Source organism: Haloplanus sp. GDY1 (assembly GCF_023703775.1).
Taxonomy (GTDB): Archaea; Halobacteriota; Halobacteria; order Halobacteriales; family Haloferacaceae; genus Haloplanus; species Haloplanus halophilus.
On record NZ_CP098514.1, the window covers coordinates 2,217,630 to 2,243,564 of the forward strand.

Consider the following 25,935-nt stretch of genomic DNA (forward strand, 5'->3'; position numbering starts at 1 on the left):
GCCACGACTCAGTCACTGTCGGTCACCTCCACGACCCGCTCGCCGGGGACGGCGAGGGGGGTCCCCTCGGCCACCGCGTCGCCGCCGCCGAGGCAGTGCGCGACCGTCTCGCGGACGTCCACCACGTCGCCGACGACGGTGACGGCGGGGGGTTCGACCGCCGCCTCCTCGGCCCGGGAGACGATGGAGTCGAGCGTCCCCGTGACCACCCGCTCGTCGTCGAGGGTGGCACGCTCGACCATCGCGACGGGCGTGTCGGCGTCGACGCCGCCCGCCCGGAGCGCCGCCACGTTGTCGGGCAGGCGCCCCACGCCCATCAGGATCACCAGCGTCCCGCCGGCGGCGACGAGGGAAGACAGGGCGTCCCAGTCGAGGGCGCTGTCGGCCTTGGTCGGGTCCTCGTGACCCGTCACGACCGCGAGCGTCGAGGCGTGGTCGCGGTGCGTCGGCGGGATGCCGGCGACGCCGGGGGCGGCGACGGCGCTCGTGATCCCGGGCACCACCTCGAAGGGGACGCCGTGGCTCGCGAGGTGTTCGGCCTCCTCGCCCCCGCGGGCGAAGATGGTCGGGTCGCCGCCCTTCAGGCGGACCACCTCGCGGCCCGCGGTCGCCTCGCGGACCAGGCGGTCGTTGATCTCCGCCTGTGGCGTCCGCTCGCCGTCGGCGCGCTTGCCGACGTTCTCGACCCGCGTCGGGTCGGGGATCGATTCGATCACGCCGTCGCCCACGAGCGAGTCGTGGAGGACGACGTCGGCCTCGTCGAGCAGGCGCCGGGCCTTCACGGTCATGAGTTCGGGATCACCCGGGCCGGCGCCGACGAGATACACCGTTCCGGTCGTCGTCGTGTTCATCTGTGAGTGGTCGTGTGGGTGCCGCCGGCGCGCCGGTAGCGGACCCGGTAGCGGTTGGCCGGATCGGTCAGGTCGCCCGGCGGCACGTCGGCGGCTGGCTGTTCTGGTGGCTGTTCCTCCGGCGGTTCGTCGACCAGCACCTCGCGGGCCGCGGCGACGAGGAAGGAACACGGCTCCCGGCAGGGGAGCGGCCCCTCGCCCCGGTCGACGGGGAGCGCGTCCCCCGCGCGCTCGTCCCACTCGCGGCGCTTGGCGCAGTTGCCACAGACCGCCTCGGTCACGTCGATCAGTTGCTCGCGGGAGAGGTTCGAGACGCGCTCGTAGATGCCCGTCTGTCTGGCGGCCACCTCGCGGTAGGGGACGGGGTCGGCGTCGTCGGCCCACTCCTCGACGGCGGCGGGGTACACCGCGGCGACGGCGCGCAGGAGTTCCCGGCCGTCGAGGTCCGACAGGACCCACCCGGTCGGCAGCGAGCGCTCGCCCGCGAAGGGGCGGTAGCGGCCGTCGTCGTCGCTGCGGACGAACCCGCGGAACGAGGCGGGGTCGCGCGCCGAGAGGTCGCTCCGGGGGACCCCGCGGTCGCTCCGGTGGCGGAGTTCGTAGGCCCCGTCGGCGACGACGAGGAGGTCGCCCCACTCACGGGTCCGGCGACCGTCGGTCGCGGGCGCGGCGTCCACCCACGACAGGAAGGCCTCGCCGGCGTCGGGGCGGACGGGCGTCCCCGGGCCGGCGGCCCCGTCGACGTCGGCGCCCGCGTCCGCCGCGCGCTCGAGGAGCACCTCGGGCATGAGCGGGTCGGTGCCCACCGCGGAGGTGTACCAGATCCGGCGGCCCTCGACCTCGCCGGGGACGGGGTAGCCCGCCCGCGGGTCGTCCGTGATGCCGAGGAGTTCCGGAATCTCGTCCTGGGTGTGGAAGCCGTCGGCGATGAAGAGGGGGACGACCGCGACGTCGTCGGCGTCGAACCGGTCGAGGACGTCGTCGACGTAGGGCTCCTCGTCCATGAACAGGGCGCCGACCTCCGCGAAGTCGGTCGTCCCGCGCAGGGCGTCGACGTGGTCGTAGATGGCGTCGGCGCTGTTGGGGTTGCGCTCGGTGCCGTGGCCGACCACCGCGAGCGCCGCCGACGCCTCGTCGACGTCGTCGCCGAGGTAGCGACGGGCGCGTTCGGCCACCACCTCGGTCATCGCGGGGTGGGTGCCGACGGGGTCGGTGTAGACCACCTCGGGTTCCGCCTCGGTGCCCGTCACGTCGGCGACGCCGAGGCCGAACTCCCGGGGGAGCACCCCGTCGACGAAGTAGCCCTCGCTCACGAACAGCGGCACGACGTACGCCACGTCGGCGTCGACCGTCCGCATCGCGGACCGGAAGGAGGGCGCCTCCTTCCAGAAGGCCTCGCGCACCTGCTCGAAGCAGCCGCGCTCGCGGATGGCGTCGGCGTGGGCGTACGTCGGCGTCGCGGAGTCCGGATTCCGGTGGGAGCCGTGTGCCGCGACGATCAGCGCCTGGTCGGTCATTCGTCGTTCGCGTCCACTCGGTCCGCGGCCTTGTGTAGTTCGGTCGCGAGGGTGCGCGCCTCCGCGGCCGAGAGCGTCACGCGGTCGGCGTGGGCCGGGACCGACTCCAGTTGGGTGTTGTCGAGTTCGAGGTCGAGCGAGATCTCCTCGGGGTCCTCGCGGGCCGTCCGCACGTTCAGCGTGGCGAAGGCCTCCTCCTCGAAGCCGTGCCCCTCGACCCGGGCGTCGAGCAGGTCGAACGTCGTGAAGGCGTTGACCTTCAGCACGCGGTCGGCCATCTCAGTCGTCCGAGGGGAGCGGTTCGCCGCGACCGTCCGTCGGCGCGGGCGAGGCGTTCATGTCGGTGTCCTCGGCGTAGGGGTACCACGTCATCTTCGTGTTCCCGAGGTAGGGGTCCTCGTAGCTCGTCTCCTCGGCGTCGGCGAGGGCGGCGAGTTCGTCCTCGTCCCTGTCGGCGACGAACTCGCGGAAGGACTCCTCGGGGCCCGCACGCTCCGCCTCGTAGGTTTCGAGCAGGTTCTCGACGTACCCGGGCACCTCGTCGGCGGGCACGCGCATCTTCACCCAGTCGGCGAACTTCGGGTTCTCGCCGAGGCCGCCGCCCAGACCCACGTCGAACGCCTCCACGGCGTCGCCGTCCTTCCGGGTCTTCATGCCTCGGAGGCTGATGTCGGCGATCTGTGGCTGGGCACAGGAGGCGGTACACCCCGAGAGGTGGATGTGGAAGTCCTCGACGCCCTCGGGGACGGGCACGTTGTCCCGGAGCCAGCGCCCGTAGCGGACCATCCGGTTTTTCGTCTCGACGATGGAGAGCGAGCAGTACTCGGTGCCCGTACACGCGATGGAGCCACGCATGAACGGATGGGGGTCCGGCGAGTGTTCCTCCAGCAGACCCTCGTCGAGGAAGTCGTCGAGGTCCTCGTCGGCGATGTCGCCGACGATGACGTTCTGGCGCTGGGTCAGGCCGATCATCTCGGAGCCGTACGCCTCGGCCAGGTCCGCGAGTTCGATCACGTCGTCGGCGCCCATGCGCCCGACGAGGACCGAGAGGCCGACGAAGTTCTGCCCGTCGTCCTGGTCGTGGACGCCGATGTAGTCGCCCGGCGAGTCCGAACGGCCGGCGTTGTAGTCGTACTCGTCGCGGAGTCCCTCGCCGGCGGTCGGGAGTTCGTAGTCGACGTACTCGTCCTGCAGCACCGAACGGACCTTCTCGGGGCCCCACTCGTCGACGAGGAACTTGATGCGGGCGTTGAAGCGATCCTCGCGGTCGCCGTAGTCGCGGAAGAGCGCGGAGAGACCGGCGGCCACGTCGGCCGCGTTCTCGGGACGGCAGAAGACGTCGATGTCGCGGGCGAAGCGGGGTTCCTTGCGGGCGAGGCCGCCGCCGACGTTGACGTTGAAGCCGGCGACCTCCTCCCCCTCGATCTCCTTGACCGCGGGCTCGAAGGCGAGGTCGTTGATGTCGCCCTGGCCGGCGCCGCGGCGGTCGCCGGTCACGGCGACCTTCCACTTCCGGGGCAGGTTGGCGTAGAGGTCGTTGCCCTTGAACGTCTCGTGGAGTTCCTGCACCACGGGCCAGACGTCGATGAGTTCCTCGGCGTCGCGGCCGGCGACGGGCGAGCCGACGATGTTGCGCCAGGAGTCGCCACACGCCTGAATCGTGGACAGCCCCACGGATTCGAGTGCGTCGAATATCTCCGGAATGTCCTCGACTTTGATCCAGTGGAGCTGGATCGACTGCCGGGTCGTGAAGTCGGCGTAGGCCTCGCCGAACTCGGGGTTGTCGACCGGGCCGGTGGCGTACTCCCGGGCCACCTCGCCGACGGTCCGGAGCTGTTCGGGCGTCATCCGGCCCATCGGCGTCCCGATGCGCATCATGAAGTAGCTCTCCTGCCCCTTCCGCTGGTGATACAGCCCCCACCACTTGAACCGCTCGAACCACGCGTCGTGTTCGTCCTCCGGGATGGCGTCCCACCCCTCCTCCGCGAATCGGAGGAGGTGGTCGCGGATCTCCATCCCGTAGATTTCGTCTTTCCAGCTCTCGACCTTGGACGGCATGGACAGCTAGAATACACGCGAACATATACGGTCGGGCACGTCGTCAACCTTCCCCGGCTCTCCGGGGATGAGGAAACATTTGCCTCTATGTGTGAGACGCCCCGCGGCCCTTCAGGGCGGCGACGCCAGCCGGCGCCGTCGGTTCGGCACGTGGACGCTCTCGGGGACGACCGACCGGAATTCGTCGGTCTCGGGATCGACGCGGCCGAGGGTGAGCCACTCGGTGACACCGCTCTCGCCGCACTGGATGCACTGGCCGGCGATGCGGGCCTCCACGTCCGCCCCGTCGGCGGCCACCTCGACGAACCCCTCCGCGAGGAAGTCCGCGAGCCGGCACCCGCAGAAATCGTGTCGTGCGAGCCGCCAGAGGTTGCTGACGTTCACCTCGCGGGAGTCGTTGACGCTGACCCAGGCCCCGTCGTCGAGTTGGTGAACGGCGGTGGTCATGCTTCCCGCTTGACCGCCGAGGGCGGTAAGCCCGTCGGCGGCAGCGACGATTGCCGCTCGTCACGCACGAGAGTCGGGAGCGAGCGAGCGAAATCGCCCGACTGCGTCGTCCCGACGGCTCGATCCCCCGTCACGGATACCGGAAAGGACCGCCTCCATGCGGGAGAACGGGTAGCGATTACGGCCGAACACGGCCTTATGAGGGCGTGACGTCTACGGGGTTTCGATGACCGAGAAAAGCGAGACCGTGATGGGGTCGGCGGAGGTCGACGCCGAGCGAGACGACGACGCCGAAGAGCGAACGCATCTCTCCGACGTCGAGGCCGGGGCGGGCTGTACGGAGATCTGGGAGCATCTGAGCGAGACGCGGGACGACGCGGAGCGGGACTGAACGGCTACTTCTCCACGCGTTCGGCGGGCGAACGGCCGAGGAGTTCGGCCACGTGGCGCCGGATCGCGGCGTGAAACCGGTCGCTCGCGTAGCGGTCGCGGGGGAGCGTGGGTCGGGCGTCCGCCTCGATGGCCGCGGCGACGGTCGCCACCGCGTCGGCCGTGGAGTCGAACAGCCGGTCCGTGCGGTTCGCCAACACCTCCCGTTGCCCGCCGGCGTCGGGCGCGAACGCCACCATCCCCGCCGCGACGTACTCCGCGACGGCCATCCCGAAGTGTTCCCGTGGCTTGCAGTTGAGCCCGTAGCGGTGGGTTTCCAGCAACTCGTCGATCCGCTCGCGGGGCGCGTCGCGGTCCAGGTGGACGTACGGCCGGTCGGCGGCCGCGGCGGCGACCCGTCGGGCGTACTCGGCGTAGGCCGACGAGGACGACCCGGCCAGGTGGAGATGCAGGTCGTGTCCCCGCTCGCGGACGCCGTCGACGATCCGGATCGCCCGCAGCGGCCGCTTGTCGGGCGCCAGACGCCCCACCACGACGATCCCGCTCTCGCGTTCGGTCCACGGACGCGGATCCGGCGGCGGGTCGACCGGCGGGAACGTGACCGCGGGTCGGCGGCCGTAGACGGCCTCGACGGCGTCGGCCGTCCACGCGGAGTTGGCGAGGAGGCGGGCGTCGGCCGGGAGGCGTCGGTCCCCGAGGCCGGCCAGCCGGCTCCAGAGCGGGTTCAGGCGGCCCGCCGACCCGGCCGGCGCCGCCCGCCGGTTGAACTGCGGGTAGTGGACGTACTGCACGGAGGGAACCGGGAGGGCGAACTCGTTGGCGGTGCTGACGGCGGCGTCGAACCGGTCGGCGTGGCGGGCGAACAGGCGGTGAAGCAGGACGCTCCGCGGGGCCAGCGCCGGCCCCCAGCGTTCGGGGAGGGCGTCGAACGCCCGGCAGACGAGGGCCGTGCCCGGCGGACGGTAGACGGGGACGCGTGCGTCGGTGTCGAACAGCCGGTTCAGGTCCGCGAGCGACGACCGCGAGAGGGTGAGGAGGGTCACGTCGTGGACGGACTGGAGCGCCTCACAGACGTGGAGACAGACGGCGTCGGCGCCGCCGCGGCCGTCGAGCGTGTTGTGGAGGACCGCCACCCGCGCCATGGCCGTCGTGGGGGGCGAACCGACTTAAGCGGCGGGAGGCTTTTCACGACCGCCGCCTGCCGACGGGTATGGAGTGTGCGTTCGTGGGGTGTGGCGCGGTGGCCCGGAAGTACGCCGCCACCCTGGACGCCTCGCCGCTCTCGCCGGTCGCGGCGTGTGACTTCGACGCCGACCGGGCGGCCGCGTTCGCGGCCGAGACGGGCGCGACGGCCTACACCGACCTCGACGCCGCCCTCGCGGCGACGGACGCGCCGCTGGTGGTGAACCTCACGAGCCACGACGCCCACGCGACGGTGACGGAGCGGGCGCTCCGCGCGGGGCGACACGTCTGGAGCGAGAAACCGCTCGCGCTGTCGGCCGACCGGGCGCGGGAACTGGTCGCCCTCGCGGAGCGGCGGGGGTTGGCGCTCGGGTGTGCGCCCACCAACCCCGAGGGCGAGGCCCAGCGACTCGCGCGGCGGGCGGTCGACGACGGTCGCCTCGGCGCCGTCCGCCTGGCGTACGCCCACGCCCACGTCGGCCGGGTGACGGAGTGGCACGACGACCCCGACTCCTTCCTCCGGGTCGGCCCGCTGTACGACGGCGGGGTCTACCCGCTGACCCTCCTCGTGGCGTGGTTCGGACCGGTGGCCCGGGTGCGGACCGCCGACGCCGTCGACCCCTGGCCCGACCGGGCGGCGCGGACGCCGGAGCGGCCCAGTCACGTCGAGGCGACCCTCGACTTCGCCGACGGTCCGGTGACGCGCCTGACCGCGAGCTTCTACGCCCCCCACCGGAGCCGGGAGTTCACCAGCCTCGAACTCCACGGCGACGACGGATCGTGCTATCTCGACGACGCGGGCGCCCTCGGCGGCGACGGCGAGCGCCACGTCTCGGTGGGCCGGGCGGGGCGGGAGTACACCCCGAACCCGCTCACCGCGCCGTCGCGGCGGACGCCGTATCTCGCGGGGCCGGAGCGCCTCGCGGCGAGCGTCCGCCGGGGGCGGCCGGACCGCTCGACCGCCCGGCGGGCCGCCCACGTCGTCGCCGTCTGCAACGCGGTCGAACGGGCGGCCGAGCGGGGGTCGGCGGCGGTGGACGCGTGCGGCGTCGACGCGCCCGCCGAGCGGCGCGTGGTGTGGGGGGCGGCCGGCGGGACGGACGCCGACGGCCCCGTCGGCCCCCCGGACGCCGCCCTCCGTCTCCCCCCGGTCGGGTTCGGGTGTTCGCGCTACCGCGACGGCGAGTACGTCGACCGGCGGGACTCCATCGAGCGGGCGCTGGACGCCGGCTATCGCCTCCTCGACTCCGCGGAACTGTACGGCAACGAGGCGCGGATCGGCGAGATTCTGGCCGCGCCGGGGAGCCCCGACCGGGAGGCCCTGTTCGTCGCGAGCAAGGCGTGGAACACCAACCACGGTCACGTCGCGGAGGCCTGCGAGACGACGCTCGCCGACCTCGGGCTGGACTCCCTGGACTGCTACATGCTCCACTGGCCGGAGTCGTGGGCGTACACCGGACCGCTGCGGCGACTCGCGGAGCTACCGGTCGAGAGACAGGAGGCGCTCACCTTCCCCGAGACGGCGGACGGCGACCGGGAGCGGGCGGACGTGAGCCTCGAATCGGCGTGGCGGGGGATGGAGGACCTCCACGACCGGGGGCTCGCGGCGACGCTCGGGATCTGTAACGTCGACCTGTCGACGCTCGTCGAACTCGTCGCGTTCGCGCGGGTTCCCCCCGCCGTCGTGCAGGTGGCGTGCCACCCCTACCGGCCCCGGACCGACCTGGTCGACTGGTGTCACGAGCGGGGAATCCGGGTAGTGGCCCACTCCCCGCTGTCGGTGCCGGGGCTGCTCGACGACCCGGTCGTCGAGGACGTCGCCGCCGCGATGGGCGTCACGCCGGCGGCGGCGGTCCTCGCGTGGCACGTCGGCCGGGGCGTCGTCCCCATCCCCTCCAGCACCGACCCCGACCACGTGGTCGAGAACCTCGCCGCGGCGGGCCACCGCCTCCCCCCCGAGGCGCGGGAGCGGTTCGCGGGGCTCGAAGACCCGGAGTTCGAGCGATGAGCGGGAGGAACGTCCGCGAACGGCGACTGGGGGCCGCCGCGGTGACGGCGACGGCCGTCGCCGCCGCCGGGGTGGCGGTCGGGGGGTGGACGCTCGTCGCCGACGCGACGACCCGCGCCGCCGCGAACCGGTGGACGCTGGTGACGGGGGCGGTCCTGGCCTACGAGGTGGGCTTTCTCGCCTACCACGTCGACGCCGACCGACCGGGAGCGGCGGCCGCCCCGCCGAACCTCGTCACGCTGGCACGGGGGCTGCTGTACGCCGCGACGGCGGGGTTTCTGGTCGTCCCGCCGTCGGCGCCGGCGGTGCGCTGGGCGCCCGCGGTCTGTTACGGGACCGGCGTCGCCCTCGATTTCGCCGACGGCCGTCTCGCGCGGCGAACGGGGCGGACGACGCCGCTCGGGGAGAGACTCGACCACGCCTTCGATACGCTGGGCTTTCTCGTCGCGCCGCTCGTGGGCGTCGCGTGGGGGCGACTCCCCCTCGCCTACCTCTCGCTGTCGGCCGCGCGGTACGTCTACCGCGCCGGCGTCGGGTGGCGCCGCCGCCGGGAGCGACCCGTGGCCGACCTGCCGGCCAGCCGGGTGCGACGCCCGCTGGCGGCGCTCCAGATGGGGTTCATCACCGTCGCGCTGGCGCCGGCCCTGCCGGCGTCGCTCGTCCACCCGGCGAGCCTGGTCGTCGTCGCGCCGTCGCTCGCCGTCTTCGCGCGCGACTACCTGGCCGTCACGGGGCGACTGGGGGGACGGATCGGCCGGCGCGGCGATGGGTAGCCGCCCGTCCCGGGCGGCAGTATGAAGTGAGCGGCGTCGCTAGAGCGTTCGTGACAGGGAGCGTCGAGGACGCCGACGAGACGGGGACCACCCTCCCCACGACCGGACGGTCGCTCTACTTCACCGAGCCACGGACGGTCAGCGTCGAACCGGAGCCGGTGAGCGCCCCCGGCCCCGACGAGGTGCTCGTCGAGACGCGCCGCTCGGCGGTGAGTTCGGGGACCGAACTCCTGATCTACCGTGGGGAGATGCCCCGCGACCTGCCCGCCGACGCGACGCTCGATTCGCTCGACGGCGACCTCTCCTACCCGCTGAAGTACGGCTACGCGGCCGTCGGGGAGGTGGTGGCCTGCGGCGCGAACGTCGACGAGTCGTGGCGCGGCCGGCGGGTCTTCGCCTTCCACCCCCACGAGAGCCACTTCCTCGCGACGCCGGACGCCCTCGTGCCGGTGCCGGAGGACGTCTCGACGGAGACGGCGGCCCTCCTGCCGACGGCGGAGACGGCGACGACGCTCGCCATGGACGGCCGGCCGCGGGTCGGCGAACGGGTCGTCGTCTTCGGCGCGGGCATGGTCGGCCTCGTCACGACGAGCGTCCTGTCGTCGTTCCCGCTGGAGCGGCTCACGGTGGTCGAGCCCGTCCCCCACCGGCGGGAGATGGCCACCCGCCTCGGCGCCGACGAGACGCTCCGGCCCGAGGCGGCGGCGACGGTGGGCGAGCGCGGCGACCCCCCGGGCGCGGACCTGGTTTACGAACTCTCGGGGTCGCCCGAGACGCTCGACGGCGCCATCGACGCCGTGGGGTACGACGGCCGGATCGTCGTCGGGTCGTGGTACGGGCGCAAGCGCGCCGAGACGGACCTCGGGGGCTTTTTCCACCGGAACCGGATCGACGTGTCGTCGAGTCAGGTGAGCACGCTCGCGCCCGACCTCCGGGGTCGGTGGACCAAGGAACGGCGGCTGGACGTGGCGTGGGAGCGCCTCCGGGGACTGGCGACCGACCGCCTCGTCACCCACCGGATCGGCGTCGGGAGCGCCGGGGACGCCTACCGACTGCTGGACGACGGCCCCGAGAACGCGCTGCAGGTGTTGCTCACCTACGAGTAGGCCGGGGTATAAGTCGATCCGCCCCCACGCCCGGGTATGTATCGGCTCTCGGTGTCGCGGGACTTCGTGGCCCAACACTTCCTCACGGTCCCCGACCCCGGCCCCGAAGGCGAGGTGCACAGCCACCACTTCGAGGTGGCGGTGCGCTTCGCCGGCCCCGACCTCAACGAGTACGGCTACCTCGTCGACATCGACGCCGTCGACGCCGCCCTCGACGACCTGGAGGCCCGCTATCGCGACGCGCTCCTGAACGACCTGCCGGAGTTCGAGGGGGCGAACCCGAGCGTCGAGCGCTTCGCGCGGGTCTTCGGCGACCGGTTCGTCGAGCACGTTCCCACCGACCACCCCACGCGCCTGACCGTCCGGATGTGGGAGGACGAGGACGCGTGGGCCAGCCACGAGCGCGCGCTGTGATGAACCACGCCGACGAGGGGTATCTGGAGGCGAAGCGCACGGTCGACGAGCGCGCGCTGGACCGGCGGGTGCGTGACCGCCTCCTCGACGAACTCCCGGCGGCGCCGCGGGTGCTTGAGGCCGGCTGTGGCACCGGCGTCACCGTCCCCCGTCTCGTGGCGTGGGGCGTGACCGACGGCGAGTACCGGGGAGTCGACCGCGACGCCGCCACCGTCGAGCGCGCCCGGGCGCTGCGGGCGGCGGAACTCGACGCCGACGCCGACGCCGACGGCGAGGGATTCCGCGTCGACGACCTGACCGTCCGGTTCGAGGCGGGCGACGCCCTCGACGCGTTCGCCGGCGAGCGGGCGGACCTCGTCGTCGCGGCGGCGTTTCTGGACCTCGTGCCCGTCGACGAGGCGCTCGACGCCTTCGCGTCGGCGCTGGCGCCCGGCGGCCTGGTGTACGCGCCGATCACCTTCGACGGCGAGACGGTCTTCCAGCCCGACCACCCGGCCGACGACGCCGTCGTCGCGGCGTATCACGACGCCATCGACGACGAACCGGGGCGGGACGCCCGGGCGGGCCGGCACCTGCTCGACCGCTGCCGGGCGCGGGACGGCGCCCTGCTGGCGGCCGGCGCGTCGGACTGGATCGTCCACCCCCGCGACGGCGGCTACCCCGCGGACGAGCGCCGCTTCCTCGGAGCGATCCTCTCGTTCGTCGAGGAGGCGGTCGACGGGGTGCCGGGAGCCGAGGACTGGCTCCGAACCCGCCGCCGACAGCTCGATTCGGGGACGCTGACCTACGTGGCCCACGGGTACGACGTGCTCTACCGGCCCGGGTGAGCGCCGCCTCTCGGGGCGAGCGACTACGCCTCCCGGCGGTAGAGGACGACGAGGACGGCGATCAGCGTCACCTGCACCACCTTGTCGCCGATGCCGCCGGGGCCGAGGACGTTGGGCCAGTTCAGGTAGAAGTAGAGGAGGATCTGGACGCCGGTGAAGGGAATCCCGACGAGATAGAGGAGCCGGCGGCGATACCCCACCAGGAGGAGGAGGATGGCGACGAAGAAGGCGACGCCCGCGAGGACGAAGCTGACGCCCTGGAGAGTGTCGATGGCGAGGACGCCGAAGTACAGGTGGACGAGGCCGGTGACGGCCGCCAGCGCGACGCCGAACCAGTGGAGGCGGGTGAGCGACGCCGTCTCGAAGGTGGACGTGGACGACATTCCCTCCCACGGTTGTCGCGAGGCGGCCTAAACCCTGGGGTCGGTTATTTATTGACCGGCGGGCCGTCGGTTGGGTATGGGCATCGAGTACGTGCGGCGGGCGAGCGATCCGGCCGTGTCGGTCGTCGTGCCGTCGGTGCCGGCCTCCGACCACCGGCCGACGATGGCCTGCCTGCGGGCACAGGCGTTCGACGGTGACTACGAAATCCTCCTCGTCGACGACGGGTCGGTCGACCGCTCGGAAGCCAGAAACAGGGGGCTGGAGGCGGCGTCGGCCGGGGTGGTGGCGCTCACCGACGACGACACCAGACCGCCGGCGGACTGGCTGGCGACGGCCCACGCCGCCTTCGAGTCGGATCCGGCGCTGGTCTGTCTGGAGGGTCCCGTCTACGGCGGCTGTCGCAGTTTCGGCCCGCGACACTACGTGGGGTGTAACCTCGCCGTCCGGCGGGACGCGGCCCTCGACGTCGGCGGCTTCCGGTCGGCGTTCTCCGAGTGGCGCGAGGACGTGGAGTTCGGCTGGCGGATGGAGGCCGAGGCGGCGGGTCGCTGTCGGTTCGAGGAGTCGTTCCGGATGTGCCACCCGTCGGTGCCACGGACGGCGTTCGACCCGGCGCTGGAGGCGCGGCTGAAGCGGGAGTATCCCGAGCGATACGACGAGGTGATGGACGTGACGCCGACGCGACGGCTCTATCGTCGGGCGCGGGCCGCGGGGATCACCCAGCCGCTCCAGCGGGTGCGAAACGCGATCAAGCGGCGGCTACGGGGGGAGTGCGTGGGGGCCGCCGGAAGCGAGTAGCCGGAGGGCTATCGGCGCTCGGCGAGGGCGACGTAGGCGGAGTGTTCGGAGAGCGAAGTCCGAAGCGAGGCGGCGATCAGAAGGGGGAGCATCACGACGGCGGCCGTGGCCGCGGCGGCGGGGGCGAAGAGGGAGCCCGCGGCGGCGACGGCGGCGACGGTCGCGACCATCACGGTGCCGAGGACGACCTGCGCTTCGGGGGGTCCCTCGCCCGAATCGGAGCCGAATCGGTCGTCGCAGGTGTCGGGAACGGCGGCCATCGGTCTCTCAGCAATTTATGGCTGGACCCAAATATATTTGACGAGGTAATTGTCGACCGTTATTAAAATGGATATTCATGAATGATTCTGCCGGGAAAGTAACTGCACGGCGGGGTGGAACGCGGCGGGGTGGAACGCGGCGGAGAGGCGACAGCGGGCGGGACGGGTCACGGGTCGAAGTCGGCCATGAACGAGGAGTGCAGTCGGTAGAACAGCAGCATGCCGCCGACCCAGCTCAGGATCCCGTAGGCGACGTAGGCGAGCGTCGGGAGGTCCATGTAGAGGTACATGTACGACCCGATCAGCAGATAGGCGGCGACGAAGACGCCGAGGATGCGGATGCCGCGACGGGAGACCCCTTGTTTCGGATCGACCATGATGGGCCGACGACGCGGGTGGCGGCGCCGGTACCGGAGGTGAGTAGGCACGGCGGTTAAGGACGAAAGTTCATGCAAAACCTGCGAAAGACATCGACACTATATGCGGGTGAGGCCAACGAACGGTATGATTCGCGTAGGCGTAAACGGATACGGCACCATCGGCAAGCGGGTCGCCGACGCAGTGAGCTCGATGCCCGACATGGAGCTCGTGGGCATCGGCAAGGCCAGTCCGAACCACACGGCGGACGCGGCCGCGGAGCGCGGCTACGACATCTACGTCCCGGAGGGGCGGGAGGACCGGTGGGCCGAGGCTGGGATGGCGGTCGCGGGCGACATCCACGACCTCATCGAGGCGAGCGACATCGTCGCCGACGCGACGCCGGCCGGGATGGGCGCGGAGTACCGCCCGGTCTACGAGGAGTACGACACGCCGGCGCTGTTCCAGGGCGGCGAGGGCGCCGACGTTGCCGAGGCGAGTTTCACCGCCCGCGCCAACTACTCCGAGGCGACCGACGAGGAGTACGTGCGGATCGTCTCCTGTAACACGACGGGGCTGAACCGGATGTTCGCGCCGCTGCACGAGGAGTACGGCGTCGAACGCGCGAGCATCACGCTCGTGCGGTGTCGGGGCGAACACGCGGTCATCTCCGCCGATCCCGTCACGCTCCCCTCGCATCACGGTCCGGACGCGCTCGAAGTCATTCCGGATATGGGACCGGTGACGACGATGGGGATGAAGGTGCCGACGGTGCGCCACCACTTCCACGGGATCAACGTGGAACTCGGGGCGGAGCCGAGCGCCGCGGAGGTTCGGGACCTGCTCGCCTCCCAGTCGCGCATCCACGTCGTCGACGGCGACCTGGGGATCGACTCCGGGTGGGAGCTACAGGAGTTCGCCCTCGACCGCGGCCGCGACCGGATGAACCTCTACGAGAACCAGATCTTCGAGGACTCCATCAGCATGGAGGGGCCACAGCTCCACCTGTTCCAGTCCATCCACCGCGAGAGCGACGTGGTGCCGGAGAACGTCGACGCCATCCGCGCGATGATGGGCGACGCCGACGCCGAGGAGAGCATCGAACTGACGAACGACGTGCTGGGAATCGGCAACATTTAAATGGCAAGCGAGACCGAGACGGTCGACGAGCCGTCGGAACCGGGCACCGAACTGGTCAGCGGCTACGGATCGAGCCCCGGCGTCGCGACCGGTCCCGTGAGGATCATCGAGGACATCGACGAGGCCGACCGGATCGACGAGGGGGACGTGATCGTCACCGAGATGACCGCGCCCGACATGGTGCCCGCGATGAAACGCTCGGCGGGGATCATCACCGACGAGGGCGGGATGACCTCCCACGCGGCCATCGTCTCCCGCGAACTCGGCGTGCCCGCCATCGTCGGCTGTGGCGACGCCACGTCCGTCCTGTCCGACGGCCAGCGGGTCACCCTCGACGGCCAGAAAGGGACGGTCGTCGTCGCCGAGGAGGAAGTCGAGGACGCCGATCCCGGGGACGACCCCACCGAGGGCGGCAGCGGCGCCCCGCCGACCACGGCGACGGAGGTGAAGGTGAACGTCTCAATCCCCGACGCCGCCCAGCGGGCGGCCGACACGGGCGCCGACGGCGTCGGCCTCCTGCGACTGGAGCACATCCTGCTCTCGACGAGCAAGACGCCCGAGAGGTACGTCGCGGACCACGGCGAGGACGCCTTCGTCGAGGAGATCTCCGAGGAGATCCGGAAGGTGGCCGACGCGTTCTACCCGCGGCCGGTGCGCGCCCGCACCCTCGACGCCCCGACGGACGAACTCGCGGAACTCGAGGGGGGCGAGGAGGAACCCCACGAGCACAACCCGATGCTCGGCTACCGGGGCATCCGGCGCTCGCTGAAGGAACCCGAGATGGTCAAACTCGAACTGCGGGCGTTCAAGCGCCTGCACGACATGGGCTACGACAACGTCGAGGTCATGTTCCCCCTCCCCAACGACGCGGCGGACGTGCGCCGCGCCCGCGAACTGATGGACGAGGTGGGCATCGACCGGGAGAAGCACCGCTGGGGGGCGATGATCGAGACGCCGGCCAGCATCCGCGCCATCGACGAGATCATCGACGAGGGCATCGACTTCGTCGCGCTGGGCACCAACGACATCGTCCAGTTCATGCTCGCGGTCGACCGCAACAACGCGATGGTCGCGGACCGCTTCGACGACTTCCACCCCACCATCCTGGAGGCGATGGCGGAGGTCATCGAGGCGTGTAACGAACGCGACGTCGACACCACCATCACGGGACAGTCCGGCTCCCACCCCGACATGGCGAAGTTCCTCGTGGAGAGGGGGATCAGTTCCCTCTCCTCGAACATCGACGCCGTCGGCGAGGTGCGCCGCGTCGTCGCCCGCGCCGAGCGGAAACTCCTGCTCGACGCGGCGCGGGAGAACCTGGACGACGAGGACCCCCGGATCGACTGATCGCCGCGACTCCGTTCGCCGTCGACAGGGGTTTCCCCCACGCACGCGAGGAGCCGGCACGTGAGCAGTCGTCCGCTTCCCCTTTCCCAGCCCCCACGGATCGTCAGAACGGTCGCCGTCTTCGCCCTCGGCCTCCTGCTGGTCGCCAACGGCCTGTATCTCTACCCCGCGGGGAACCCCGCGGAACGGGTGTCCGTCTACGAGGCCCGCGAGGTGGGCGACGCGGCGCCCGGCGCCCTGCCCGACGACGCCGTCGAGGGCGTCCTCGACTGCAACTACGTCGCCGTCGAGTCGCGGGACTGCGCCCTCGTTCGCTACGTCCGGACGGAGGGACCGCTCCGCGTCGAGACGGACGCGGACGTCGACGGGCGGGCTGCCGACCACCGGTTCGTCGCCGCGAACGGCTCGGTCTTCCGACCGACCGCGCGCGTCGAGGGCGACACGCTCGTCCTGGGTCTCGACCGCGTCCCGCCCGAGCGGGCACGCCGGGCGCTGGCGACGGCGTACGGTGACGCGAGCCCGGCCGCCCGGACGGCCATCGAGGAGGGGCGGGTCCGCACCACCGCGTCCGTCGGCGAGCGATACGTCGCCCACGAGGGGACCTACTACGTCCTCTCGCGGGTGCGGACGGTCGAGGAGACGCGGCGGTGGGGGATCGAGTCGCCGCCGCCGGCGCAGGTGGCCCTGCTGCGCCTCGTGGGGTGGCTCGGCGGCCTCGCGCTGGTGTGGACCGCCGGCCGGCGGGCGTCCTGAGGGGACGGGAAAAAGGAGGGCTACATCCCGAGCAGCGTCTGGATCGACCCGCGCGCCTCCCAGAGCCCGGAGACGATCATGACGACGCCGGCGAAGACGGCGAGGGCGACGGCCCACCGGCGCGTCGGCGAGAGGGAGTCGATGTCGATGTCGAAGGACATGTACATCACGGCGAGGTACATGAGGCCGATCACCGGCGCGAACAGCGCCCCGGAGAGGGCAAAGAGGATGAGCGGCGCCTCGAAGAGGAGGTTGAGCGCGAGCGGGATGGCCGCGAAGAGCAGGACCGTCGCGCGGAAGACGGTGTCACGGGTGACGTCGAACCGGTCGAAGACGCCGTGGAGCGCGAAGGCGTCCTCCCAGAGCCGCGACATGCCGTAGAGCGGGCCGATGAGCGTCGAGAACAGCGCGGCGACGGTGGTCAACAGGAAGAGCGCGGCGGACCACTCGCCGAACTGGGTCGTGAAGATCTCGGCCATCTGCGGGATGACGGTGAACCCGCTGGGCTCGATGCCCTGCGTGTGCAGCGTCGCGGCGGCGGCCGTCCACATGAAAAAGGAGAAGACGGCCAGGATGGTCGAGGACAGCAGGTTCTGCCAGAGGACGATGTCGCCCCACCCCTTGAGGCGGTCGATCTCCTCGTCGGAGAGATCGTACTTGTCGACGTCGTGGCCCGCCTCGAGGGGTTCGAACATCCCCATCACCTTGTCCTTCGCGAACCAGACGTAGGAGACGGTCGGGCCGAAGCCGGCGCCGATCCAGCCGAACATCGTGAGGACGAACGCCATGCCGCCGACGCCGAGGCCGGACACCTCGCCGGGCATCGAGGGGACCAGGCCGCTCGCGAGGCCGTCCATCCACCGCCCCGCGGTGCTGAGCGAGACGAACGCGATCAACACGAGGAAGATCCACAGCAGCGAGGTGGCGATCTTCTCGATCAGGTCGTAGGACCGGGTCATCACGATGGCGAGGCCGGCGAGGACGGTCACGATCATCCACACCTCGGTGGAGAGGGGGACGAGTTCCTGGAACGCGCCGGCGGTCTCCCCGAGGTGGCCGGAGAGCCCGATGGCGTATATCAGGCCGCCGAGGAACACGTAGTAGAAGATCCACTTCAGCGCCCAACCCTTCTCGTAGAGGGCGTCGAGGAACGTGTCGCCGGTCATGACGCCGTAGCGGACGAGGTAGTACTGCCCGAAGATCTTCGTAAAGGTGATCAGCGGGATGAGCCAGATGCCCTCCATCCCGAGGTAGGCACCGCCGAGTGGCACGCTCAACACCTCGCCCCCGCCGATCTGCGAGGCGGTGAACACCCACGCCGGCCCCATGTAACTCAGGAACTCCGTCAGGGTGGCCGGGGGCTCGGAGATGCGCGTTTCGGTCGCGGCGTCCACGGATCCGGTACTCACCGCGACACACCCCCCGCGGGATCGCCGTCGGGGCGGCGGGGGCGACTGCGTGTCCGCGAGCGGAACTGGCCAGTGCGTCCGGGGGCGTCGACCGGGGTCGACGCGGGAGCGAATCGTGGTCTCTGCCGCATGTACAACCCGATGAAAGACGGTGACCGTGGTATAAACGCGGATCGGCGCACATTTTGCATTATTTATCATGAACACCATATTCCTTAAGGTGATTTAACAGCCTTCGTTTCAGGAAGATCTCGGTGGGAAATCGGCTGCCGTCGCCGCGATAGTGGCGACAGTCGCCTCGATCGAGCCGCGGCGAACCAGTCGGTACGTAGTAATGAATGACGCGGTCGAAAGTGCTTTAATTATTGTTAGGAATTACTGGTCGCATGGTGATACTCACAGCCATCGACAGAGACCCGGGCTGCAAGGGTGTCGTCGAGACGGCGTACGACCTCGCGACGAGCATGGACGAGGAGCTGGTGATCCTCCACGTCGTCCCCGAGGACGGGGACGAGGAGGGTGCCCGGGCGGAGGTGACCGAAATCGTCCGGTCGGTCATCGACGACCTGGACGGGGTGGATCTGCGGATCATGCCCGAGCAGACGCGCCGTGACCTGCCGACGGGGCGGACGGCCAACCACATCCTGCAGGTGGCCGAGGAGCTCGATCCGGACTACATCGTCATCGGGTCGCGCAAGCGCACGGGACTGGGAAAGATCCTGCTCGGGAGCGTCTCGAAGCTGATCCTGGCGAACGCGGACGTGCCCGTCGTGACGGTCGAACAGAAGCGGCGGGCGGAGGCCTGATCACCGGCGAAGGAGCAGGTAGACCGCGCCGCCGGCGAGGGCCGCCCCGAGGCCAGTGACGGCGAGGAGGAAGCGGTAGCCGGCGAGCGGCGAGTCGAAGGCGAGTCCCGCAGTCGCGGTGAAGCCGACCGGGCCGAGCGTCTGCCCGAGTCGCAACACGCTGGTTCGCATCCCCATCACGCCGGCTCGCAGGTCGTCGTCGACGAGCGTGACGACCGCGGTGTCGATGGAGGGCATCACGACGCCGAACCCGACTCCGAAGACGGCGAGCGACGCGCCCACGGCGAGCGGCGAGGGGGAGAGTCGGACGGCCAGGAGCCCCACACCGTAGGCGACGAAGCCGAGCGCGACGAGTTCCGACGCCGACCGGCGCCCCGAGAGGCGGCCGTAGCCCGAGGAGACGGCGGCGCTCGCGAGGGCGACGGCCGACAGCGTGGCGCCGATGCGGCCGGCGCCCAGCCCGTAGGCGTCGCTCAGGAGGAGCGGGAGGACCGTGAGGACGGCACCGTAGAAGATGAAGAAGGCGAGAAAGAGCGCGGCGAAGATGGCGAGCGCCCGCGGCAGGACGGCGACGGCCCGGAGACGGCCGAGGTACGCCCGCAGGTCGGTCGACCGCTCGGCGTCCGGTTCGGTCAGGACGGCGGCGGCGAAGACGCCGACGAGCGCGGCGACGCCGAAAAACAGGAAGGGCGCGCTCCAGCGGATGCCCGCGAGCGCGCCGCCGAGAAGCGGGTAGAAGGCGGCGCCGGTGCCGATGGTGCTCCCGTTCAGCCCCATGACGGCGTCGCGCCGGCGGCCGTCGTAGACGTCGCCGATGAGGGTCACCGCGAGGGTGATGAGCGCGCTCGCGCCCACCCCCTGCAGCAGGCGGAGCGCGAGCACCTCGGCGAACGTGCGGGCGAAGGCGACGCCCGTCCCGGCGGCGGCGAAGAGAAAGAGGAGGGGGATCACGACGCGCCGGCGGCCGAACCGGTCGGCGACGAGGCCGACGAAGGGCGTGACGACGACGCCCGGGAGGGTGTAGGCCGTGATGACCAGCCCGACGGCCGCGTCCGAGACGCCGAAGACGGGGCGCAGGTCCGGGAGGACCGGGCTGACCAGCGAGACGCCCATCACGCCCATCAGCGAACACGAGAGGACGACGTAGAGCGTACTCGACCGCCACGGGACGAGCGCCAGTCCGCGGTCCCCATCGACGCCGGACACGGGAGTGGGTCACGCGGTGGGCTTGTTACCGTTGCGTTCGCGGCACCCGGCGATCAGAACTGCTCGGCCGTGTCGACGCCGACGACCACGCCCACCTCGTCCGGGGCGAACCCGTCGTCGGCCTCGACGGCCGAGGCGAAGAGGAGGCGGGCCTGTTCGGTGTGGGCCGCCCGGACCGCCGCGGCGGTCGACGCCGCGAATCCCAGGTCCTCGATCAGCGACGCCCACCTGTCCTCGTCGACGCGGTAGGCGCGCTTCCCGTCGACGGTGACGTAGTCGGCCGTTCGCTCGAACGCCGAGTGTCGCCCGAGCAACTCCGCGTTGAGCGCGAGGAGGGCGTCGACGACGGCGGCGGCGTCGGGGGCGGCCTCGGCGGCCACCCGCTCGACGACCGCGCCGGTGATCGGGGCTTCGCCGGTGTCGACCGTGGTCTCGTCGGTCATACGCGGTGTCGGCACCCCCGACCCTTCGGTCTTGGGGAGAACGTTGATGCGTGGCCGGACGGTACGATCCCCACGGGCACGTAGTGGACGCCCGCCGATCCATGACGAACCTGCGCGCCGAAGAACTGAGTTACGAGGTCGAGGGGGACCGCATCCTCGACCGGGTGTCGCTCGACGTCGCGAGCGGGGAGACGGTGGCCATCGTCGGCCCCTCCGGCGCCGGAAAGTCGTCGCTGCTCCGCCTGTGCAATCGCCTCGACGAGCCGACCGAGGGGACGGTGTACCTCGACGGGACCGACTACCGGACGCTGGCGCCGGAGACGCTGCGAAAGCGGGTGGGACTGGTGCCACAACAGCCCGCACTGCGGGACGGGACCGTCCGCGAGAACGTCACCATCGGCCCGCGCCTCCGCGGCGAGTCGATCCCCGAGACGCGCCTCGTCGACCTGCTCGACGCCGTGGGGCTGTCGGGCTACGCCGACCGGGAGACGGGCGACCTGTCCGGCGGGGAGGCCCAGCGGGTCGCCATCGCGCGGACGGTCGCCAACGACCCCGAGGTGCTCCTGCTCGACGAGCCGACCGCCAGCCTCGATAGCGCCGCCGAGGCCGAGGTCGAGCGCCTGCTGTCGGACCTCCTGGCGTCGGGCGAGCGGACCGTCGTCCTCGTCACGCACGACGAGCGACAGGCCGAGCGCCTGGCCGACCGCGTGGCGCGGCTGCGCGACGGCCGGATCGTCGAGGTGGGGACGCCCCGGGAGGTGATCGCGTGAGCGCCCTGCCCGACCGCCTGGCCGATCCCGTGGTCGTCGAGGGGCTGCTCCAGGTCGCCGCCGCGACGGCGCTCGCGGCGGTCGTCGTCGGCATCTCGTCGCTCCGTGGACTGGATCTGGAGCGGGAACTCGGCGGCTCCTTCGCCCGCGGGTTCGTCCAGGTGCTCGCGATGGGGGCGCTGATCGGCGCGCTCTTTGCCATCCCGCTCGCCTACTCCGGGCTCCTGCTCGCCGCGATGGTGGGCTACGCCGCCTGGGAGTCGCGCAAGCGCGGCGACCGCGTGCCGGGGGCCTTCCGCATCTCCGTCGTCTCGCTCGCGCTCGGGTCGGCGGTCGTCATCGTGACGATGGTCGCCGCGGGCGCCATCGAGCGCACGGTCCGGAACCTCGTGCCGGTCGGCGGCATGATCATCGCGAACGCGATGAAGACCAACTCGCTGACCCTGGATCGGTTCCAGGGGGAGATCGAGTCGAACCGCGGGGAGATCGAGGCGATCCTCGCGCTCGGCGTCCCGCCCGAGCGCGCCGTCTCGGCGGTCGTCACCGAGTCCGTACGGGCGTCGCTCATCCCCGTCGTCGACGCGATGCGGACGCTCGGTCTCGTCTACATCCCGGGGATGATGGCCGGCATGATCCTCGGGGGCGCGAACCCCATCTACGCCGCCGAGTACCAGTTCGTCATCATGGGCATGATCTTCGCCGCGGGCGGTCTGACGAGCATGACCACCAGCCTCCTGCTCACCCGAGTGGCCTTCACCGACGCCGCACAGCTCCGCCGGTTCGAACCCGCGGAGACGACGCTGCTCGGGGCGCTGCGGGCGGCCGTGCAGCGGTGACCGGAGGCCCCGATCAGGCCGACGCGACGGCGTCGAGGATGGCGTCGTAGTCGGGTTCGTTCGTCGGATCGTCGGCCACCCAGCGGTAAGTGACGACCCCGTCGGCGTCGAGGACGAACACGGCGCGGTTCGCGACGCCGTGGAGGCCGAGGTCCGGGATCGACATCGTCAGGCCGTACGCGTCGATGGCGTCGCCGTCCATGTCGCTGACGAGGTCGAACTCCAGGCCGTGTTCCTCGCGGAACGCCCCCTGTGAGAACGGGGAGTCGGCGCTCACGCCGAGGACGGTCGCCCCGGCGTCACGGAAGTCGTCGAGGCGGTCCTGCAGGGCGATCATCTCGTTCCGACAGGGCGGGGTGAAGGCGCCGGGGAAGAAGGCGAGGACGACCGGGCCGTCGCCGAGGTGGTCGGCGAGGTCGAACGACTCGTGTTCTGCGGTGCCGAGCGTCGCCGTGAACGTCGGTGCGGCGTCTCCGGGAGAGACCATGTCGGACGGGTGGGTCGCGGTCGACATAAACCCAGTCACGAACGGAGACGAACAACTAACTACCGTGGCACGGTACCGACCCACATGGCAGAGTTCGGCGCCCTCTCGCTCGTGCCCCCGCTGTTCGCCATCGGCCTGGCCATCGTCACGCGGAAGGCGGTGCTGTCGCTCTTTCTCGGCGTGTGGTCGGGCGGGGTGATCTTCACCGGCGGGGTGGGGCTGGGGCAGACGTTCGACTGGATCGCCGCCTCAATCGGCGAGAGCACCTTCCACGCGCAGATCCTCATCTTCACCCTGCTGCTGGGGTCGGCGGTGGCGATGATCTGGCGGCTCGGCGGCTCGCACGCGGTGCGGGACTGGGCCATCGCCCGCCTCGACACCCGACGCAAGGTCGGGGTGGCGGCGTGGCTGCTCGGCCTGCTCCTCTTTTTCGACGACTACGCCAACACGGCGGTCGTCGGGAGCACGATGCGGGACGTCTCCGATCACCTGCGGATCTCCCGGGAGAAGCTCTCCTACCTCGTCGACTCGACGGCGGCGCCCGTGGCGACGCTCGCCATCTCCTCGTGGGTCGCCTTCCAGCTCTCCATGATCGAGTCGGGCTACGAGGCGACCGACCTCGCCGCGAGCGAGGTGCCCAACTCCTTCGCCGTCTTCCTGCGGTCCATCCCGTACAACACCTACGCCATCCTCGCGATCGTCATGGTCGGCATCGTCGTCCTGAGCGGCCGCGACTACGGCGAGATGCTCGCCGCCGAGCGCCGCGCCGCTGAGACGGGGAAGGTGACCCGCGACGACGCCCGACCCATGCAGGACGTGTCGGCCGAACTCGGCGAACCGACCGTCGAGGACCCCCGGCTGGTCGCCTTCTTCCTGCCCATCGGCGTCCTGATCGGCGTGACGCTCGGGTCGGCGCTGTGGACCGGCTACAGCCCCGGTGCGGGCCTCTACGACACCATCGTCGGCGCCGACTACGCCGTCGCGCTCATCTTCGGCTCCTTCGCGATGGTCGCCTCGACGTACGCCATCGGCGTCGCCACCGACCGCCTGTCGCTCGGCGAGAGCGTCGACACGACCATCGAGGGCTTCGGCGTCATGCTCACGGCGGTGACCATCCTCGTCCTCGCGTGGTCCATCGGCAACGTCGTCGAGGCGCTCGGCACCGGGGAGTACGTCGGCCGGATCGCGGGGCAGGTGCTCGACCCCGCGGTCCTCCCGGTCGTGGTGATGTTCACCGGCGCGTTCATCGCCTTCTCGACCGGGAGTTCGTGGGGGACGATGGGCATCGTGACGCCCATCGCCGTCCCCGTCGCGTGGGACCTGACCGGCGGTCACGCCATGGTCGCCGCGGTGGTCGGCGCCGTCTTCTCCGGCGCCATCTTCGGCGATCACGCCTCCCCCATCTCGGACACGACCGTCCTCTCGGCCACCTTCACCGGCGCGGACCTGATCGATCACGTCCGCACCCAACTGTACTACGCCGTCACCGTCGTCGTCGTCGCGGCCACGCTCCTGATCGTGTGGGGGTACACCCGTCTGAACCCGTGGTATCTGCTCCCCGTCGGCGCCCTCGCGCTCGTCGGCCTGGTCTACGGCCTGTCGACGCTCGACGCACGGCGGCGGGGGGTCGAGCCGGTCGACGTCGGTGGGACGACGTCCGGGAACGCCGGAGCGGCCGACGCCGGCGCGCCCGAGGCGGACGACGGCTGAGCCGCCTCAGACCGGTTCGAACTCGTGGATCGGCCACTCCCGCTCGTGGTCGCGGGCCATCGCCAGTTCGTCCGCCTCGGGCGGCCGAGCCGCGAGCGCCACCGGCAGGCCGATTTCGGCGTCGGCGTGAGGGACGGTCAGCCGGCCGGTGAGCCGCGCGCCGGAGTCGAGTTCGACGACGGCGACCGTGTAGGGCGCCCGCTCCGCGAGCGCCGGCGGCGGCGTGCGGACCTCGGTGTAGGTGACCACGGCCCCGGTCTTGGGCTGCGACTCGACCCGGAGGTCGCGCCCCCCGCAGGCGTAACACGCCGGCCGCGGCGGGAGCAGGCGCTCGCCGCAGTCCGCACAGACGGCGGCCAGCAGGTCGCCCTCGGCCAGCGCCGCGAAGAAGCCGGGGAGCGTGAAGGGGCTGTCGGCGGTGAACTCGTCGGCGGTGCGCGGAACGGTCGTGGAGTCGGCGTCGTCAGGCATTGGTGAGGACGTGAGCGACGGTGACGGCGTCGGCGACGCCGCCCTCGTTGACGAGCAGGCCAGTCGTGGCGCCGTCGACCTGTCGGTCGGGCGTCGCGGTACCCGTGAGCTGTTCGTAGGCCTCGACCGCCTGCGCCAGCCCGGTGGCGCCGATGGGATGGCCGCGGGCCTTGAGCCCGCCGCTCGTGCTCAGGCGGACGTCGGTCCACCCGTCCGAGCGCTCGGCGGGCGGGAGCGCGCTCTCGTAGCCGCGGCCGCGGGGCGCGAACCCCGCCGCCTCCGCCAGCAGCGCCTCGGAGACGGTGAAGGCGTCGTGAACCTCCGCCACGTCGACGTCGGGAGGCGAGACGCCCGCCTCCTCGTAGGCGCGGGTCGTCACCTCGTGGGCGCCCTCGATCTCGGTGAGGTTGCGCTCCGCGACGGCGATGTTGTTCGCGCCGGCGGCGACGCCCGCGACCCGGACGGTCTCGCCGGGGAGCGTCGTCGCCACGTCCTCGCTCGTGACGAGGACGGCGGCCGCGCCGTCGGTGACCGGCGCGCAGTCGTACAGTTTCAGCGGCGGGGCGACGTAGTCGGAGTCGAGCACGGTCTCGACGTCCACCTCGCGCCGGAACTGGGCCCGGGGGTTGGCGACGGCGTTGGCGTGGTTCTTCACGGCGATGCGGGCCAGGTCCGCCTCCGTCGCGTCCGTCTCGTGGAGGTAGCGCTTCGCGAGGAGGGCGTACTGACTCGGCGCGGTGACGCCCGACCGCGCTTCGAGCGCGCGGTCGAAGGCCGCCGAGAGCGCGGTCGTGGCGCCGTCGGTCCCCCCGGCGGTCATCTTCTCGACGCCGCAGGCGAGGACGGCGTCGCGGCGGCCGCTCCGGACGTCCTCGACGGCGTGGCGGAGGGCCATCGCGCCCGCGGCGGCACAGCCCTCGACGCGCTCGGCGGGGACGTGACGCAGCCCCGCCCACTCAGCCAGCAGCGTGCCGTACATGATCTGGCCCTCGTAGGACTCGGACTGGTTGCCGACGTACACCGCCTCGACGACGTCGGCGGGATCGGGACCCTCCTCGAACGCCTCGGTGACGGCGGCACCGAAGAGGTCCCGACCCGTGAGGTCGGTGCGGCCGAACGGTGAAGTGCCGACGGCCGCGATGTGTGGATCCGTCACATGGGTAGCGTGGCGGGCCAGGGAGTTAA

At 71.5% G+C, this 25,935-nt stretch carries 28 protein-coding genes and 2 pseudogenes; 14 read left to right on the forward strand and 16 right to left on the reverse strand.

The features are described 5' to 3' along the window. Positions 1 to 8: 8 nt before the first annotated feature. The 6 genes and pseudogenes from cobA to NBT67_RS11930 all read right to left on the reverse strand — a co-directional run bounded on the left by cobA (position 9) and on the right by NBT67_RS11930 (position 4,873). Positions 9 to 851 carry a uroporphyrinogen-III C-methyltransferase gene (cobA, locus tag NBT67_RS11905; RefSeq protein ID WP_251341932.1) on the reverse strand — a complete coding sequence of 281 codons (843 nt, stop codon included), beginning with the start codon at positions 849 to 851 and terminating at the stop codon, positions 9 to 11. Further along, entirely contained in the window at positions 848 to 1,528 is a 681-nt protein-coding gene (locus tag NBT67_RS11910; RefSeq protein WP_251344377.1) for a DR2241 family protein, read from the reverse strand. The genes cobA and NBT67_RS11910 overlap by 4 nt, the downstream gene beginning before the upstream one ends. A gap of 63 nt (positions 1,529 to 1,591) precedes the next feature. After that, positions 1,592 to 2,368 (reverse strand): annotated as a pseudogene (locus NBT67_RS11915) (CbiX/SirB N-terminal domain-containing protein); the annotation flags it as partial. Continuing rightward, positions 2,365 to 2,646: a DUF6360 family protein gene (locus tag NBT67_RS11920; protein ID WP_251341933.1), complete on the reverse strand. Its 282-nt coding sequence runs from the start codon at positions 2,644 to 2,646 to the stop codon at positions 2,365 to 2,367. The pseudogene NBT67_RS11915 and the gene NBT67_RS11920, both read right to left, overlap by 4 nt. Before the next feature lies 1 nt (position 2,647). Next, the gene (locus NBT67_RS11925; protein WP_251341934.1) at positions 2,648 to 4,426 is read right to left on the reverse strand and encodes a nitrite/sulfite reductase; all 1,779 of its coding nucleotides are present in this window, start codon (positions 4,424 to 4,426) and stop codon (positions 2,648 to 2,650) included. 111 nt (positions 4,427 to 4,537) lie between these two features. After that, on the reverse strand, positions 4,538 to 4,873 hold the full coding sequence (locus NBT67_RS11930) for a DUF8134 family protein (RefSeq protein ID WP_251341935.1): 336 nt from the start codon (positions 4,871 to 4,873) through the stop codon (positions 4,538 to 4,540). Between the two features lie 226 nt (positions 4,874 to 5,099). Between NBT67_RS11930 and NBT67_RS11935 the strand changes: the two genes are divergently transcribed. Then, positions 5,100 to 5,264, forward strand: coding sequence for a hypothetical protein (locus NBT67_RS11935; RefSeq protein ID WP_251341936.1), 165 nt, complete (start codon positions 5,100 to 5,102; stop codon positions 5,262 to 5,264). A gap of 4 nt (positions 5,265 to 5,268) precedes the next feature. On the opposite strand, the gene NBT67_RS11940 is transcribed toward NBT67_RS11935, so the two are convergent. After that, on the reverse strand, positions 5,269 to 6,405 hold the full coding sequence (locus NBT67_RS11940) for a glycosyltransferase (protein ID WP_251341937.1): 1,137 nt from the start codon (positions 6,403 to 6,405) through the stop codon (positions 5,269 to 5,271). A gap of 68 nt (positions 6,406 to 6,473) precedes the next feature. Here NBT67_RS11940 and NBT67_RS11945 point away from each other — a divergent pair, with 68 nt between their 5' ends. Genes NBT67_RS11945 through NBT67_RS11965 form a run of 5 tightly spaced genes read left to right on the forward strand, consistent with a single transcriptional unit; the run spans position 6,474 to position 11,573 of the window. Then, a complete protein-coding gene (locus tag NBT67_RS11945) occupies positions 6,474 to 8,453 on the forward strand; it encodes an aldo/keto reductase (RefSeq protein ID WP_251341938.1) in 1,980 nt (659 codons plus the stop codon). After that, positions 8,450 to 9,226, forward strand: coding sequence for a CDP-alcohol phosphatidyltransferase family protein (locus tag NBT67_RS11950; RefSeq protein WP_251341939.1), 777 nt, complete (start codon positions 8,450 to 8,452; stop codon positions 9,224 to 9,226). Before NBT67_RS11945 ends, NBT67_RS11950 begins: the two co-directional genes overlap by 4 nt. Before the next feature lie 50 nt (positions 9,227 to 9,276). Next, positions 9,277 to 10,332 carry a zinc-dependent alcohol dehydrogenase gene (locus tag NBT67_RS11955; protein WP_251341940.1) on the forward strand — a complete coding sequence of 352 codons (1,056 nt, stop codon included), beginning with the start codon at positions 9,277 to 9,279 and terminating at the stop codon, positions 10,330 to 10,332. A 36-nt stretch (positions 10,333 to 10,368) separates the two neighbouring features. Further along, entirely contained in the window at positions 10,369 to 10,746 is a 378-nt protein-coding gene (locus NBT67_RS11960; protein ID WP_251341941.1) for a 6-pyruvoyl trahydropterin synthase family protein, read from the forward strand. After that, positions 10,746 to 11,573 carry a class I SAM-dependent methyltransferase gene (locus NBT67_RS11965; RefSeq protein WP_251341942.1) on the forward strand — a complete coding sequence of 276 codons (828 nt, stop codon included), beginning with the start codon at positions 10,746 to 10,748 and terminating at the stop codon, positions 11,571 to 11,573. The genes NBT67_RS11960 and NBT67_RS11965 overlap by 1 nt, the downstream gene beginning before the upstream one ends. Before the next feature lie 23 nt (positions 11,574 to 11,596). On the opposite strand, the gene NBT67_RS11970 is transcribed toward NBT67_RS11965, so the two are convergent. Beyond that, a complete protein-coding gene (locus NBT67_RS11970) occupies positions 11,597 to 11,956 on the reverse strand; it encodes a DUF7475 family protein (protein WP_251341943.1) in 360 nt (119 codons plus the stop codon). A gap of 76 nt (positions 11,957 to 12,032) precedes the next feature. Between NBT67_RS11970 and NBT67_RS11975 the strand changes: the two genes are divergently transcribed. Further along, positions 12,033 to 12,755 (forward strand): glycosyltransferase family 2 protein, encoded by a 723-nt coding sequence (locus NBT67_RS11975; RefSeq protein WP_251341944.1) that lies wholly within the window; start codon positions 12,033 to 12,035, stop codon positions 12,753 to 12,755. A gap of 8 nt (positions 12,756 to 12,763) precedes the next feature. Here the strand turns inward: NBT67_RS11975 and NBT67_RS11980 are convergent, their stop codons facing one another. Both NBT67_RS11980 and NBT67_RS11985 read right to left on the reverse strand, forming a co-directional pair. Further along, positions 12,764 to 13,015, reverse strand: a complete 252-nt coding sequence (locus NBT67_RS11980; RefSeq protein ID WP_251341945.1) for a hypothetical protein — start codon at positions 13,013 to 13,015, stop codon at positions 12,764 to 12,766. 167 nt (positions 13,016 to 13,182) lie between these two features. Further along, entirely contained in the window at positions 13,183 to 13,392 is a 210-nt protein-coding gene (locus tag NBT67_RS11985) for a hypothetical protein (RefSeq protein ID WP_251341946.1), read from the reverse strand. Positions 13,393 to 13,519: 127 nt separating this feature from the next. Between NBT67_RS11985 and NBT67_RS11990 the strand changes: the two genes are divergently transcribed. The 3 genes and pseudogenes from NBT67_RS11990 (at position 13,520) to NBT67_RS12000 (ending at position 16,612) form a co-directional block, all read left to right on the forward strand. After that, positions 13,520 to 14,512: a type II glyceraldehyde-3-phosphate dehydrogenase gene (locus NBT67_RS11990; protein ID WP_251341947.1), complete on the forward strand. Its 993-nt coding sequence runs from the start codon at positions 13,520 to 13,522 to the stop codon at positions 14,510 to 14,512. A 36-nt stretch (positions 14,513 to 14,548) separates the two neighbouring features. Further along, a pseudogene (locus NBT67_RS11995) lies at positions 14,549 to 15,859 on the forward strand (putative PEP-binding protein); the annotation flags it as partial. A 60-nt stretch (positions 15,860 to 15,919) separates the two neighbouring features. Continuing rightward, a complete protein-coding gene (locus NBT67_RS12000) occupies positions 15,920 to 16,612 on the forward strand; it encodes a DUF8127 domain-containing protein (RefSeq protein ID WP_251341948.1) in 693 nt (230 codons plus the stop codon). Between the two features lie 20 nt (positions 16,613 to 16,632). Here NBT67_RS12000 and NBT67_RS12005 read toward each other — a convergent pair whose 3' ends face one another. Beyond that, on the reverse strand, positions 16,633 to 18,021 hold the full coding sequence (locus NBT67_RS12005) for an Nramp family divalent metal transporter (protein ID WP_251341949.1): 1,389 nt from the start codon (positions 18,019 to 18,021) through the stop codon (positions 16,633 to 16,635). Positions 18,022 to 18,407: 386 nt separating this feature from the next. On the opposite strand from NBT67_RS12005, the gene NBT67_RS12010 reads away from it, so the two are divergent. Further along, the gene (locus NBT67_RS12010; RefSeq protein ID WP_251341950.1) at positions 18,408 to 18,827 is read left to right on the forward strand and encodes a universal stress protein; all 420 of its coding nucleotides are present in this window, start codon (positions 18,408 to 18,410) and stop codon (positions 18,825 to 18,827) included. Here the strand turns inward: NBT67_RS12010 and NBT67_RS12015 are convergent, their stop codons facing one another. Beyond that, positions 18,828 to 20,033, reverse strand: coding sequence for an MFS transporter (locus NBT67_RS12015; protein ID WP_251341951.1), 1,206 nt, complete (start codon positions 20,031 to 20,033; stop codon positions 18,828 to 18,830). Positions 20,034 to 20,086: 53 nt separating this feature from the next. Then, complete coding sequence (locus tag NBT67_RS12020) at positions 20,087 to 20,476, reverse strand: DUF8048 family protein (RefSeq protein WP_251341952.1); 390 nt, start codon at positions 20,474 to 20,476, stop codon at positions 20,087 to 20,089. Between the two features lie 101 nt (positions 20,477 to 20,577). On the opposite strand from NBT67_RS12020, the gene NBT67_RS12025 reads away from it, so the two are divergent. Both NBT67_RS12025 and NBT67_RS12030 read left to right on the forward strand, forming a co-directional pair. Further along, complete coding sequence (locus NBT67_RS12025) at positions 20,578 to 21,246, forward strand: ABC transporter ATP-binding protein (protein WP_251341953.1); 669 nt, start codon at positions 20,578 to 20,580, stop codon at positions 21,244 to 21,246. Further along, a complete protein-coding gene (locus tag NBT67_RS12030) occupies positions 21,243 to 22,082 on the forward strand; it encodes an ABC transporter permease (RefSeq protein ID WP_251341954.1) in 840 nt (279 codons plus the stop codon). The genes NBT67_RS12025 and NBT67_RS12030 overlap by 4 nt, the downstream gene beginning before the upstream one ends. Positions 22,083 to 22,095: 13 nt before the next feature. Here NBT67_RS12030 and NBT67_RS12035 read toward each other — a convergent pair whose 3' ends face one another. Beyond that, positions 22,096 to 22,569, reverse strand: coding sequence for a redoxin domain-containing protein (locus NBT67_RS12035; protein ID WP_251341955.1), 474 nt, complete (start codon positions 22,567 to 22,569; stop codon positions 22,096 to 22,098). Positions 22,570 to 22,653: 84 nt separating this feature from the next. Between NBT67_RS12035 and NBT67_RS12040 the strand changes: the two genes are divergently transcribed. Then, the gene (locus NBT67_RS12040; protein ID WP_251341956.1) at positions 22,654 to 24,279 is read left to right on the forward strand and encodes a Na+/H+ antiporter NhaC family protein; all 1,626 of its coding nucleotides are present in this window, start codon (positions 22,654 to 22,656) and stop codon (positions 24,277 to 24,279) included. Positions 24,280 to 24,285: 6 nt separating this feature from the next. On the opposite strand, the gene NBT67_RS12045 is transcribed toward NBT67_RS12040, so the two are convergent. Together NBT67_RS12045 and NBT67_RS12050 are read right to left on the reverse strand one after the other, a co-directional pair. After that, entirely contained in the window at positions 24,286 to 24,750 is a 465-nt protein-coding gene (locus NBT67_RS12045) for a Zn-ribbon domain-containing OB-fold protein (protein ID WP_251341957.1), read from the reverse strand. After that, positions 24,743 to 25,906, reverse strand: a complete 1,164-nt coding sequence (locus tag NBT67_RS12050) for a thiolase C-terminal domain-containing protein (RefSeq protein ID WP_251341958.1) — start codon at positions 25,904 to 25,906, stop codon at positions 24,743 to 24,745. The genes NBT67_RS12045 and NBT67_RS12050 overlap by 8 nt, the downstream gene beginning before the upstream one ends. Positions 25,907 to 25,935: the final 29 nt, after the last annotated feature.